The organism is Nonomuraea sp. NPDC005501, from assembly GCF_040605905.1.
GTDB lineage: Bacteria > Actinomycetota > Actinomycetes > Streptosporangiales > Streptosporangiaceae > Nonomuraea.
Map to the genome: position 1 here is coordinate 1 of NZ_JBEXDT010000043.1, position 13,574 is coordinate 13,574.

The following is a 13,574-nucleotide window of genomic DNA, read 5'->3' on the forward strand; positions in this document are numbered from 1 at the left end:
CGTGGGTGGTCTGGGAGACGCCGCCCGGCAGCATCCGCAGGTCGGAACCGGAGCGCTCCGGTGGGAGGCGGCGGAGGCCCGGCGGGAGCGCGAGCGGGCCGAGAGCGAGCTCGCCGCCGTGACCGAGAGCCTGGAGGCGGCACGTCGGGAGGCGTCCGCGGTGGCCGAGAGGGAGTCGGCGCGGCGCGCCGAGGCTGTGGCGGCCGAGCGGGAACGGGTCGACACCCTGGCCGGCGAGCGTGACGAGTTGCGGGTGGAGCTGCGGCTGGAGCGGGCGCGGTTGGACGACGTACGGGCGCAGTTGGAGGCTGTCCGGGCCGAGGCGGCGGAGCTGCGGGAGCGGGCGGTGGCGGCGGAGCTGCGCGGCAGGTGAGGGCGACCCCCCGGCGCGGGGGAAAGCGCCATATTGCTCGGCCCAGAACCCTTGCGCAAATGGTCAAGAATCGTTGACCATTGTTCGCGTGTCTACCGATGATCTCCCCGAGACGTTTCACGTCACCACTGACGAGCAACTACGCGCCGTCTCCAATCTCACGCGTCACCGGATCATGGCCATGCTCCGCTTCGAGCCGGCGACGATCACGCAGATCGCCCAACGGGTGGGCCTTGCGAAGGGGAGTTCCAGCTATCACGTGCGGCTGCTGGAGCGGGCCGGCCTGGTGAAGGTGGTACGGACGCGGAAGGTGAGAGGGGTCACCGAGCGGTACTACGCGATGGCCGCGCGGTCGATCGAGCTGCCGGATCCAGGGCCGGGGCAGCCGGACGTGCTGCTGCGGAACGCGGTGGCGGACCTGGAGGCGTCGCCGGCGGATGGTGAGCGGCACGTACGCATGGCACATCTGCGACTCACCGCGGAGCAGTTCACGGAGCTGGGGGCGCGCCTGGAGGCACTGGCGGATGAGTACCGGGCGCTGTCTGATCCATCGCTTCCTGACGTGTCGTTGATCTTCGCGCTGTTCCGGCCGGCTCCGCGCCAGCAGGTCGAGGAGGACGCCGAATGACCCCAGATCCAGTGAACGATGTAGCGAAGCTGCCGGCCGGCTTCGGGCGAGTGTGGACCGCGCAGACGGTGTCCTCGCTCGGCGACGGCGTGACGCATGCCGCGCTGCCGCTGCTGGCATTGACGTTGACCCGGGATCCGATGGCGCTGGCCGTCGTCACGGCTGCCGGGACGCTGCCCTGGCTGCTGTTCGGAGTGCTCGGCGGTGCGCTGGTGGACCGCTGGGACCGCCGCCGCACGATGTGGGTCACGGACGCCGCGCGTGCGGTGCTGCTCGCCATACCCGCTGTGGCGGCGGCGCTCGACGTGCTGAGCATCCCGCTGCTGGCGGCCCTCGCGTTCCTGCTCGCCCTCGGCGGGCTGTTCTTCGACACGGCCGCCACGGCGTACCTGCCGGATCTGCTCGGCCGCGACCCCGCCCAGCTGGAGCGCGCCAACGCTCGCCTGCGCGGCGCCCAGACCGCAGCGTCCGGCTTCGCCGGGCCACCTGCGGGCAGTGCGCTGCTCGCGCTCGGACGTTCGGTTCCGCTGCTCGCCGACGCGGTGTCGTTCGCGCTGTCCGCGCTGCTCGTCCGGTCGCTGCCCGCCGTGCCGCGCCCGGCCGCGAGCGCCCGCGAGTCGCTGCTCCGGCAGGCGCGGGCCGGGGCCTCCTACGTCTTCCGGGACCGGCTGCTGCTCGGGCTCGCGCTCCGTCCGGCGGTCGGGAACGTCGCCTTCATCGCCGTGGAGACCGTCCTGGCCCTGTTCGCCCGCGAACGTCTCGGCGTCGGCGCCTTCGGCTTCGGCCTGCTCCTCACCGCCGAGGCCACCGGCGGCCTGCTCGGCGCGGGCATCGCCTCCCTCCTGGGCCGGCGCCTGGGCACCGGCGCCGCGCTGACCTGCACCGCCACAATCGAGGGCCTCGCCATCCTGGGACTCGCCTCCGCCGCGAACCCGTACGTGGCCGGGCTCGCGCTCGCCGTCTGCGGGGCGGGCATGGGCGCCACGATGGTGCTCGGCCCCTCCCTCCGGCAGGCCATCGTCCCGGCCCACCTGATGGGCCGCGTCGCCTCCACCTCCCGCATGCTCGCCATGTGCGCCGCCCCCTTCGGCGCCTTCGTCGGCGGCTGGCTGGCCACCACCTACGACCTGCGCACCCCGCTCTACGCCGCCGCCGGCCTCCTGCTCACGATGACCGCCGTCACCGCGACCATGACCAGCAACCGCCGCGTCGAGACCGCACTGCGCAGCGCGCGCCTGCAAGCCGACCCGGCCGACCAGGACCCCGCCAAAGAGATCGTTGCGCGAACCACACCCAGCTGACGGTCATCGCTTGCAGGTCACAACACCTCTACCCGCATCGGGACGGTGAAGGCCGTTGCCCCGCCGGGCGACGGCCTTCACCGTCGTCGGCGAACGGCCGGCCGTCCCAGATGCGTTGGTAGAGGTCCAGCGCACGGGTGGCCTTGGCGGCGACGTCGGGATCACGGATGAAGACCCACGACCGGTATTGCCAGGGTTTGAGCGCGTCGGCGGCCAGGATCTGGTGGAGCGCCTGCGCAGCCTCGGCCACCCGGTACTTGCCACGCGCGGCGCCGCCGTACGCGTGATCGAGGAGTTCAACGACACCCGCCGCCGGGACGGCGACGAGTTCGCAACCCCGCAACAGCCGGCGACGTGGTCGCGCACCCGAGGTCTCATGCGGCCGACACGGTGGTGAACGCCGAGCAGCCCGACCGTGCCGAACGGATCCGTGAGGGACTACGCGCGCTGATCGCCGAGAACAACGCCGAGCCGGTCTCCAGCCCGCACCCTGACGGCCTCAACCCCGCCGCTCGCGCCGAACTCGCCGACCTCACCTGCGACTTCCCGCTGATGCTCGACGTGACCGTCTCACCGCCCCGGCTGGTCGCCCGCGCCCCGGAGCCGGTGGAGGCGGCGCTGGCGAGCCTGCTCGCCGTCGTGGCCGAGGCCGTCGCGGGAGGCACGTGGACGCGGCTGAAGGCCGGCCGGGCCGAGCCACGTCGTGAGGGCGGTCCGGAGCGCGTCGAGGTCTGGCCGCTCGCCGACGCGGGTGACCCAGGCGACATGTCCGTCGGGACGGATGAGTACGGCGTCCGCGCCCAGATCGGAGCCCTCGGCGGGACGGGCGCGAACGACATCGACTCAGTCCGCCCAGCCGGTCACGACGGTGTCGAGCGATGGGAGACCGCCGAGATCCAGCAGAACCGCTTGGGCGCGGTGCAGGAGTTCGTAGACGCGGCCGCGGCCGCGGTCGAGGTCGAGATCCGGGATCCGGCGGCCGAGAAGGTCATCGGTCCCCTCCATCGGGTACCGGAGGTCGGTTGCCGTGATCATGCCCGCCAGGCGCAGTCGTACCTCGTCGATGCCGATGAGGTCGTCCAGCGTCTGGCGTAGAGCAGAGGTGTGGTCGTCCACCCGCCAGAGGGCGGTCTGGGCGCGGGTGTTGTGCAGGACGCGGGCGGCGACCGGGTGGCGTTCGGCGTGGTAGGTGTCGAGCAGCGGTTCCGGGGCGTGGCCGCGGACGACGGCGGCGAGCTTCCAGCCGAGGTTTACCGCGTCCTGCACGCCGGTGTTCAGGCCCTGGCCGCCCGCCGGGAAATGGATGTGGGCGGCGTCGCCGGCCAGGAGAACCCGGCCCACGCGGTAACGGTCGGCCTGGCGGGCCGCGTCGCCGTGCCGGGAGAGCCAGCGCGGTGAGTGCATGCCGTAGTCCGTACCGGCGATCTTGAGCATGGCCTTGCGGAGGGTCTCCAGGGTCATCGGTTCGTCCCGGCCGGCGACGTGATCGAACTCGTTGGTCAGCACCCGGTACCAGCCCGGACCGTACGACAGCACCGAGAATCTGCCGTGCTCGCGCCGCTCCTGGAAGATGTCGGCCGCGGGCGGCTCGGCGAGCTCGACGTCGCCGAGCATCGCGGTCATCGTGGCCGGGGTGCCGGGGAACCCGATGCCGGCGAGCCCGCGCACGGTGCTGCGGCCCCCGTCGCAGCCGACGAGGTAGTCCGCCCGGACGCGCGACCCGTCCGCGAGCTCCACCGTGACACCCGTTCCGTCCTGGGTGAGCCCCGTCACCTCGGCGTCGCGGCGCAGCCGTACCCCCAACTGCGCCGCGCGCTCCTCCAGCAGCCGTTCCACCTCGGCCTGCAAGATGAGAAGAGCGTACGGATATCGCGTCGCCATGTCGGACAGGTCGATACCGAGCCCGGAGAAGTGCACGTCCTGCCGCGGCCGTCCGCGCTCGAGGAACCCGTCGAGCAGACCCCGCTGGTCGAGCACCTCCATCGTGCGGATGTGCAGGCCTCCGGCCCGCGATTCCACCGTTCGAGGCTCCGGGAGACGCTCGAGCACCAGCACATCGATCCCGGCGAGCCCCAGCTCGCACGCGAGCATCAGCCCGGTCGGCCCCGCTCCGGCGATCACTACCTGTGTATCGGTCATGGTCAACTCCTTGGTCATCCTTCAGTCGAATGGGTCGACACACGCAAAGGGGCGGAGACGCGTTCGTCGATCGCCACAGGACGTGTCACCTGCCGCGCCGCATCTGCAGCGGCGACTCCGCTTGCGCCAGACACGCGCGATCGCGACCTGCTGCGCTGCGGCTTGCCGGCTCCTACCGGCTGATCCGACGCGGAACCGTCAGCGCGAGGAGTTTGTCCGGGTTGCGGATGACGTAGAAGTTGGTGATCTTCCCGTCGCCGACCTCGAACAGGCAGACGCCTACCAGGTGATCGCCGTCGTAGGCGGCCATCGCGGGCGCGTTGTTGCAGTTGACCATCTCGATCCGCGAGTCCGGCAACCGCCCCACGCGGAACAGTTCCATGACAAGGGCGGCCACCTTCTCCGCGCCCACCACCGGCTGGCGCGCCGCGGTGACCTTGCCGCCGCTGTCGGCGGTCCACGTGGCGTCCGGCGCGAGCAGCGAGAGCAGCCCCGCCATGTCACCGGTCGCCGCCGCGGACATGAACTGCTCGGTGACCCGTGTGGTCGTCCCAGCGTCGACGGGGTCGAAACGTCTACGCCGCGCCTGTACGTGCCCGCGGGCGCGGTGCGCCATCTGGCGCACCGTCACCACGGACCTGCTCACCGCTGCAGCGATCTCGTCGTAGTCGAACCCGAACACCTCGCGCAGCACGAACACCGCGCGCTCATCGGGGGTGAGCGTTTCGAGCAGCACGAGCATCGCCATCGACACCGACTCGGCGAGCACCACATCGGCCGACGCGTCGTTCTCCTCCAGCAGCAGCGGCTCGGGCAGCCAGGAGCCGATGTACTCCTCGCGACGGCGCGTGCTCGCCCGCAAGGCGTTGAGCGCCTGACGGGTCACCAGCCGCGCCAGATACGACTTGGTGTCCCGCACCGCCGCGAGATCCACCTTGGCCCACCGCAGATAGCTCTCCTGCAGCACGTCGTCGGATTCGGTCGCCGAGCCGAGGATCTCGTACACGATGGTGAACAGCAGCGGCCGCAACACGGTGAATCGCTCGGCATGCTCGTCGGCGCTCACGGGGAGGTGGCCGCCCGCGCGGCGGAGGCCGGCTGTCCGGGGCGCGGACCACCCTTGGGCCAGCTCATGGAACCGGGCTTGCGCGCCTCGCCGCGGATCCTCTTCGACACCACGAATTTGCAGGTCACTTCCTTGATTATCGCGCCCATGCGGCCGGGGATGTAGATGTTCACCGCGGTGTCATCCTTACCGGCTATCTGTCTGATGCCGGCGTGCCGGCCGAGGCTGACGCACGCGCCCGTGAAGGCCAGGTTGATCACCGCCGGTTCGGTCCCCGCGATGCGGCTCAGCACGGTGTCGGCGGCCTGCGCCCCGAGCGGCCCCGCGGCGTAGCCGCTCATCCGCAGCGGCTGGCCCGACGGTGCGGCGGCGTCGCCGGCCGCGACGATGCGGTTGTCGTCGATGCTGGTCAGCGTCTCGTCGGTGAGCAGCCGGCCGAGCGTGTCGGTGCGCAGTCCGCTCGCCGCCGCCAGCTCCGGCAGGCCGAACCCGGCCGTCCAGACAGTCAGTGCGCTCGGACGTACCACGCTGTCGGCAGAACCGTCGGCCAGGACGACCGCGTCCGGCCGGACCTCGGTCACCGCGCCGCCCTCGAGCACGGCGACACCATGGCGGGTCAGCCATGTGGCGACGTATCGGCGCCCCCCTGCGCTCAGGTAGGGCGCCAGGGTCCGGCCACACACCAACGTGACCTTGCGCCCTTGTTCGGCCAGCTCGGCGGCCGTCTCGACGCCGGTCAGCCCGCCGCCGACCACGGTGACCGGAGCGTCGAGGGGCAGCTCCTCCAGCCTGGCGCGCAGCCGCTGCGCGGACTCCCATTCCGCGATGGACCAAGCGAATTCGGCCGCGCCCGGCACCGAGGGGACCGCGCCGGTGCTGCCGACGGCGTAGACGAGGTAGTCGTAGTCCAGCGCGCGGCCCGACGCCAGCCGCACGGTGCGGGCGGCGGTGTCGATGCGAGTTGCGCTGTCGACGACCAGGTGGATGCCCTCGCCGAGCAGCGTGGCGTAGTCAATCGTGACGTCGCCGGTACGGGCCACGAACTGGTGCAGCCGGATGCGTTCGACGAACTCCGGGCGCGGATTGACCAGAGTGACGTCGACGTCGTCGCGCATCCGCAGACGGTTGGCCGCCAGCGTTCCGGCGTAACCGCCACCGATGACCACGACCTTGTGGAATGTGTTGTGTTCGGTCATGCCCTCAGGACACCGGGGATCGCAGCGGTGTGACAGGACGCGACGTGAGGTGCGTCACTTCACTCAGGAGCGCGGAGCACGTGCACGCGGCAGAGCCGGGCCGGCTAGGTCGGGAAGCGGCCGCGGCGCCAGTGCCAGTGGCGGCCGGCCTTCAGGTGGTCGATGATCGCGCGCTGGAGCACGGTGCGGCGCGGGAGCTGGTCGAGCGGCGTGGTCAGGGTGCGGAACACGAACCGCAGCACCTCCACGTCGGCGTCCAGCCCTTCCGGCTCCTCGTAGGGCTCCAGCTCGAACCTCCGCTGGAACCGGACGATGTTGGAGTGATCGGGCAGGTACTCCAGCAGCTGCGGGTCGAGCAGCCACGAGCCGCAGGAGAACGCCGTGTAGCGCTCGTCGGGAAAGTGGCGCGGGAAGAACGCGCGGGCCTCGTCGAGCGACGCCGCGACCGCCTCCGGGGTCATCGGCCCCGACTCGGGGATGTGCAGGTCGATGGCGGTGCCGCCGCGCTGATACTGCAGCCGGCCCAGCTCGTAGACGCCGCCGCGCGCGTGCAGCGTCAGCCAGCTCTGCATGACCGGCCAGCCTTCGCGGCGCATCCGCCGGTCGATCGCGAGGTTGCGGCCCAGGTCCGCGAGGGTCGCCCACGACGCGGCATCGGCGATGCCGTGGTCGCGGTGGTACCCCGTGACGACGTCGACCAGGGCCAGGTACGCGTACACGTAGAGATGCCGCCAGGCGGGGCCACGTTCGCGCGGCAGCTCCGGACCGGGTGACAGCCAGCCGTGACCCCCGAGATCGGCGCGGACCAGGGCGATCGAGCGGTCGAGCAGCCAGCGCAACTCCGGAGTCCACAGGGGGGAGCCGGGGTCGGGCCAGCCCGCCATGATCTCGGCGGCGTCGTTGGGCCGCACCGCGAGCCGGTCGAGGATCGCGGGCGCGTCGGCCTTGGCGGGCAGCGGAGCGGACGGCCGGTCGCCGGCGAGCCGGTGCACGCGGTCGACGTCCTCGACGGGTACCCCGAGCCGGGCGGCGGTGTCGTCCAGATCCACGTCATCCAGATCCACGCGGACGATCCTACTCACCTCGGGTCCTCGTTGATCTCCTGCTCTCTTCGGCGCGATCCACGACGGGTGAGATCACCGCTCCGGCGTTGCGAGATCGCAGGAACCGGGAGCTGCGCCCCGGGACGCCCCTCGACCGAGCGGGTCAGCTCGACCGAGCAGGTCAGCCGAGCTTGAGCAGCAGCTCCGTGAGCTCCGCCGGCATGGTGATCATGCAGTCGTGGCCCGTCTCCAGTTCCCACACCTGTGCCGGGCTGCCGTTGGGCTGTATCGCCGGGACGGGCCGCCGCTCGATGCCCTCCGGTACGCCGGCGACGCAGTGAATGTGCGTCCGCGGAATCGTGCGCACGAGCGGGTTGTCCAGTCGGACCGGTTGCCGGAGGCAGAGCACCGGCTGATCCGACAACATCGCCCGCAGCCACGCCACGTCCGCCGGGTCGGTGACCCCGAACAGGCCCAGGGGCGGGGGCAACTCGGGCATCGGCGGGATCCGCCAGGCGATCTCGGACTCGGCGGCGCGGTCGATGAGGGCCTGGGTCACGGGATGCACATCCACCGCGCTCTCGCCGTCCTCCGGGACCATCGCGTCGAGATAGACCAGCTGGGCGATCCGATCCGGGATGCGGTTGGCGGCGGACGAGATGACCAGCCCGGCGTAGCTGTGGCCCACCAGGATCACGTCGGTGAGGTCCTCGTCGGTGATCAGCCTGACGATGTCGTCGACGTGCGTGTCCAGCCCTACTTCGGGGCCGAGCAGATGCGCCTTGTCGCCGAAGCCGGTCAGCGACGGCGCGACCCCCCGATGCCCCGCCGATGCCAGCAACGGGACCACCCGCTCCCAGCAGTGCCCGCTGTGCCAGGCCCCGTGTACCAGCAAATATGTCGACATGGTGTAGCTCCTTGCTCGCGGAAGGGAACCACCGGCCGATTTCGACGGTGTTCGTCCCCGAAGTGAGGTTTCCGCTCACCCGCTGACGGAGCCAGAGCCCCCGCGATCCTGGGGGTCACAGGACCAGGCACGCACGAAGGTCCGCGAATTACAGTGGGGACATGAGCGACGAAGTCAACCTGCTGGGCGAATACGTACGCGCCCGCCGGGAGCTCGTCACTCCTGACCAGGCCGGCATCCCCTCCGTCGGCGTACGGCGCGTGCCGGGCCTGCGCCGCGAGGAGGTCGCGATGCTCGCCGGCATCAGCGCCGACTACTACCTGCGCCTGGAGCAGGGCCGCGACCGCAACCCCTCCGCGCAGGTCCTCGATTCCCTCGCCCGCGTGCTGCAGCTCGACGACGACGCGACGGCCTACCTGCTGCGCCTCGGCGCGGGAAGACCCCGGCGGAGACGGCGGCCCCGGAAGCAGACCGTCCCTCCGGGCGTCGCCAAGCTCGTCGCCACGCTTCCGCTGCCCGCGTACGTGGAGGGCCGCTACTTCGACGTCCTCGCCGCGAACGCGCTGGCGACCGCTCTGTCGCCGCGACTCGTGGCGGGGGGCAACCGCCTGCGGGACGTGTTCCTCGACCCCGCCGAGCAGGCCCTTTACCCGGACTGGGAGGACGCCGCCCAGGGCATGGTCGCCGGCTTCCGCGAGTCCGTCGGCATCGACACGGACGACCCCCGCTTCATCGAACTCGTCGGCGAGCTCGCCCTCGCCAGCCCTCGATTCAGCAGGCTCTGGGCCCGCCACGACGTGAACACGTGCGAAGGCACACCCAAGCGCATCGACCACCCCCAGGTCGGCGGCCTGTGGCTGAACCGGGAGAGACTGGGCGTCAGCGGCGCGACCGGCCAGACGCTCGTCGTCCTCCACCCGGACCCCGGCACCGACAGTGCCGACAAGGTGGCGCTCCTCGCGTCCATCGTGCGGACATGACCCCGCCCGTGCTGAGCCACCCGGCCGGTGGCCCAGCACGGGGAACGGCCGAGGAATGCGTGGGAGCTGGAGGACCTCATCGGGTGCTGGACGCTCGATGAGGCCGAGGTCGATCTGCTGGCGAACAAGGGGGTCAGCCCACATAAGCCCGAAACCCACATTGAGATGATCTTGAAAGGTGAGCGGGTGGGTTTGATGAAGCTGTGATCTTCTTCGTCTGTTGTGTGCGTGTTCGTCTCGCTACGGTGTGTCTCGTCCGTTGGCGGGTTGAGCCGGGAGGCACGTGCGGTGACGTCGGTCGAGCGGACCGCGTATCGGGTGTTCCCGCGCTTGATGATGACGCGCGAGTTGTACCTCTTCTACTCCCCCTCGCAGGAGGAGATGGCGTGGGCGCGGGAGAAGACCGACACCGATGAGCACCTGCTGGCGTTGACGCTCGCGCTGAAGTGTTTTCAGCGGCTGGGTCGTTTCGCCAAGGCCCGCGAGGTGCCGCCTGTGGTGGTGGAGCACGTACGACGGTGCCTGGAGCTGGGCGAGGACGTGGCCCCGGTGTATGCCTCGCCGCGTACGGCGGAGTCGCATCGGGTGCTGGTGCGGCGCCGGGAGGGCGTGGCGTACGCGCCGGGCAAGGCTCGAAAGCTCGCGGCCAAGGCGATGACCCGGGCGGCGTGGGTGAAGAACCATCCGCCGGATCTGATCAACGTGGCGTTGGAGCGGCTGGCGCAGGCGCGGTTGGAGCTGCCGGCGTTCTCGACGCTGGATGCCATGGAGTCGACGATCCGCGGTCAGGTCAACGGGCAGATCTTCCAGACCATCTGGCGGCGGCTGGGCGCCCAGGACCGTGCCCGGATCGAGGCGTTGCTGGTGGTCGGGCCTGGCGGTAAGAGTGATCTGGACCGGTTGAAGAAGCCGGCGCGGCGGGCGAGCTGGTCGAAGTTCAAGGAGCAGGCCGCTCACCTGGCGTGGGTGGAGGGATTGTGCGACACCGAGGCGGTGCTGGAGGGCATCGCCGCCTCGAAGATCGCCGATTTCGCCGGGGAGGCCGACGCGGCCGACGCCGACGTGCTGGCCCGGACCTATACCGTCGACGCCAAGCGGGTCGCGTTGCTGGTGTGCCTGGTGCACACCGCCCAGGCACGGGCGCGTGATGATCTCGCCGAGATGTTGTGCAAGCGCATGTCGGCCACCGCCAAGAAGGCCAAGGCCAAACTGGAGGAGATCCACCTGCGGCAGCGGCAGGTGGTGGAGAGCTTGATCTTCACCTACAGGGGGGTGCTGCAGGGCCTGGTGCCGGGCGGGCCGGTGGAGGCCGCCGAGTCCGCGGCCGCGCAGATGGTGATGATGGCCCTGACCGCGCTTACCGGCTCCGCTGGTGACGCGGGCACCGAGGCCACCAGTACGGCGGGCGGGGATACCACGCAGCCGGATCAGCGGGCCGGTCTGGAGGCCGCGGTCGAGGTGCTGGTCAAGGCCGTGCGGATGCAGGCGGCGGGGATGGGATCGGTCCGCCAGGTGGTGGAGCGGGCCGGCGGTGCGAGCGCGCAGTTGGCCGACATCGAGGAGGTGACGGCCTATCAGCACGACAACTACGAGCTGCTCATCCAGCAGTTCTTCAAGGCTGACCGGCCCACCATGCTCGCCCTTGCCGCCGTGTTGAGGTTCAAGGCAACCTCCGCCGACCGCAGCGTGCTGGATGCCTTGGATCATGCCCTCGCCTACTGGGGCAAGACCCGCGACTTCATCCCCGCTCGCGGCGCGGATGGCCGCGGCCTGGATCTGGGGTTCGCCTCGGCCAACTGGCTGCGCGCGATCCGGGACCGCAAGCATCCGGGCATGCTGGTCAAACGGCACTTCGAGGCCATGGTGTTCGCCTACCTGGCCGAGGAGCTACGCACCGGCGACATCGCGGTGGCCGGGGCGGCGGAGTACGGCGACTGGAGCTCCCATCTGCTGACCTTCGATCAGTGCCGGCCCCTGCTGGCGGCCTACTGCGCCGAGGCGGGCCTGCCGGCGAGCGCGGCTGAGTTCGTGGCCGAGCTGAAGGAGCGCCACCGCCAGGCCGCCGAGCACGTGGACGCCGGCTATGCCGACAACGAGGACCTGACGTTCGCCAAGGACGGCACCCCGACGCTCAAGCGGCTGGCCGGCGTCGGCACCACCGCGACCGCGGCCAAGCTGGGGGCGGAGATCAAGGCGCGGATGCCCGAGCGCACGCTGATCGAGATCGTCTCGCGCACCGCGTACTGGCTGGGCTGGCACCGGCATTTCGGGCCCGCGTCCGGCCATGACCCGAAGCTGAAGAAGCCGCAGGACCGCTACGTGCTGACGACGTTCGCGTGCGGGTCGAACATGGGCCCGGCCGAGGCGGCCCGTCATATCGAGGGGATCACCGCGCATGAGATCTCGCTGGCCAAGAACCGGCACATCAGCCTGGCCAAGCTGAACAAGGCGATCACCGACGTGGTCAACGCCTTCGCTCAGCTGGACGTAGTCAAGGCATGGGGCGATGGCAGCAGCGTGGGCACCGACGGCACGCAGGTCGACACCTACATCGACAACCTGCTGGCCGAGACCTCGATCCGATATGGGGGTTTTGGTGGCATTGCCTACCATTATGTATCGGATAACTATATTGCGCTTTTCTCCCGATTTGTTCCCTGTGGGGCGTGGGAGGCGATCTACATCATCGACGGGCTGCTCGCCAACGCCTCCGAGGTCCAGCCCAAGACCGTGCACGCCGATACGCAGGGCCAGTCCTTCCCCGTCTTCACCCTCGCGCACCTGTTCGGGTTCGATCTGATGCCGCGCATCCGCAACTGGAAGGGCCTGACCTTCTTCCAGCACGCCGACCAGGTCGTCTATCACCACATCGACTCCTTGTTCCGCAGCGAGAGCGGCGCCCGGAACGTGATCGACTGGGAGCTGGTGAAGAAGATGTGGCCCGACCTTATGCGGGTGGCGATCTCCATCCGCGAGGGCAAGCTCAACTCCGTGACGCTGCTGCGCCGGCTCGGCTCCCACTCGCGCAAGAACGAGATCTATAAGGCGTTCCGGGAGGTCGGCCGGAGTGTGCGCACCGTGGCGCTGCTGCGTTTCTTGGCCGACCCGGCGCTGCGCAGGCGTATCACTGCGGTCACCAACAAGGTCGAGGGGTTCAACGGGTTCTCTGCCTGGCTGCGGTTCGGCAACGACGGCGTCATAGCCGACAACGACCCGGCTGAGCAGGAGAAGATGATCAAATTCAACTCTCTCCTGGCGAACTGTGTGATCTTCCATACGGCGCTGGACATGATGGCGGTGATGCGCCGGCTCCTTGTCGAGGGCTGGGAGATCAGCGCCGAGGACGTCGCGCAGCTGTCGCCCTACCTGACGACGCACATCAGCCGGTTCGGCCTGTACGCCACCGACGTGCTGCGGCTGCGCCCCGACGACTTCGACCCCGACCTGCCCGAGATCGACTTCACCACCCTGGCCGAGGCGGCGTAGTAAGACCACGTTGCGGGCTGGAAGGGTTCCATCTCGATGGTCTTGTCGATCGGTGTGGGGCGACGCCAGACAAGGTGTTGGTAGCGGCTGATATGACCGGCGGACGGAGCGCTGGGCAGGCCGGTGAGGATCTCGTTGGCCTCGGCCATGTTGCGGGCGAACCGGTCGAACCTGGTCACGGTGAAGACGCCGCCCTCCCACGCGGCGGCGAGGGACCTAGTTGGCTGTGCCGGTGCCGCACGACACCAAATGCCGATCACTTCGACCCGCCCGAATCCCCCGGTACTCCAGCGACCCCGAGTGGGGGCAAGCTTCCACCGAGGCTTGAGGCTTTCCCAGCTATCGGCCCAGCTCCGTCCGCGACAGGTGGTGGAAAGTCTCCGGGAACAGGTTAACGACAGCCTTGAAGTCATGAGTTCTTACGACCACGAACAGCCCGGCGGTGCGGATCCCGC

Annotated in this window: 9 protein-coding genes and 2 pseudogenes; 5 read left to right on the forward strand and 6 right to left on the reverse strand. The window is 70.1% G+C overall.

The features are described 5' to 3' along the window. The 3 genes and pseudogenes from ABZS51_RS21310 to ABZS51_RS21320 form a co-directional block, all read left to right on the forward strand. Window positions 1-373: pseudogene (locus tag ABZS51_RS21310) on the forward strand (hypothetical protein); the annotation flags it as partial. Window positions 374-446: 73 nt separating this feature from the next. Next, on the forward strand, window positions 447-1,001 hold the full coding sequence (locus ABZS51_RS21315; RefSeq protein ID WP_355443578.1) for a helix-turn-helix domain-containing protein: 555 nt from the start codon (window positions 447-449) through the stop codon (window positions 999-1,001). A gap of 11 nt (window positions 1,002-1,012) precedes the next feature. Further along, entirely contained in the window at window positions 1,013-2,302 is a 1,290-nt protein-coding gene (locus ABZS51_RS21320; protein WP_355443581.1) for an MFS transporter, read from the forward strand. A gap of 28 nt (window positions 2,303-2,330) precedes the next feature. Here ABZS51_RS21320 and ABZS51_RS21325 read toward each other — a convergent pair whose 3' ends face one another. The 6 genes and pseudogenes from ABZS51_RS21325 to ABZS51_RS21350 form a co-directional block, all read right to left on the reverse strand. After that, a complete protein-coding gene (locus tag ABZS51_RS21325; RefSeq protein WP_355443584.1) occupies window positions 2,331-2,645 on the reverse strand; it encodes a hypothetical protein in 315 nt (104 codons plus the stop codon). A gap of 227 nt (window positions 2,646-2,872) precedes the next feature. Then, window positions 2,873-4,459, reverse strand: a pseudogene (locus ABZS51_RS21330) (FAD-dependent monooxygenase). A gap of 154 nt (window positions 4,460-4,613) precedes the next feature. Then, on the reverse strand, window positions 4,614-5,507 hold the full coding sequence (sigJ, locus tag ABZS51_RS21335) for an RNA polymerase sigma factor SigJ (protein WP_355443587.1): 894 nt from the start codon (window positions 5,505-5,507) through the stop codon (window positions 4,614-4,616). Beyond that, window positions 5,504-6,703, reverse strand: a complete 1,200-nt coding sequence (locus tag ABZS51_RS21340; protein WP_355443590.1) for an FAD-dependent oxidoreductase — start codon at window positions 6,701-6,703, stop codon at window positions 5,504-5,506. Before ABZS51_RS21340 ends, sigJ begins: the two co-directional genes overlap by 4 nt. A gap of 104 nt (window positions 6,704-6,807) precedes the next feature. After that, a complete protein-coding gene (locus tag ABZS51_RS21345; RefSeq protein WP_355443594.1) occupies window positions 6,808-7,767 on the reverse strand; it encodes an acyltransferase domain-containing protein in 960 nt (319 codons plus the stop codon). Between the two features lie 160 nt (window positions 7,768-7,927). Then, a complete protein-coding gene (locus ABZS51_RS21350) occupies window positions 7,928-8,653 on the reverse strand; it encodes an alpha/beta fold hydrolase (RefSeq protein WP_355443597.1) in 726 nt (241 codons plus the stop codon). 161 nt (window positions 8,654-8,814) lie between these two features. Between ABZS51_RS21350 and ABZS51_RS21355 the strand changes: the two genes are divergently transcribed. Further along, window positions 8,815-9,633 carry a helix-turn-helix transcriptional regulator gene (locus ABZS51_RS21355; protein ID WP_355443600.1) on the forward strand — a complete coding sequence of 273 codons (819 nt, stop codon included), beginning with the start codon at window positions 8,815-8,817 and terminating at the stop codon, window positions 9,631-9,633. A gap of 288 nt (window positions 9,634-9,921) precedes the next feature. Further along, on the forward strand, window positions 9,922-13,119 hold the full coding sequence (locus ABZS51_RS21360; RefSeq protein ID WP_355443766.1) for a Tn3 family transposase: 3,198 nt from the start codon (window positions 9,922-9,924) through the stop codon (window positions 13,117-13,119). The last annotated feature ends 455 nt before the right edge of the window (window positions 13,120-13,574 follow it).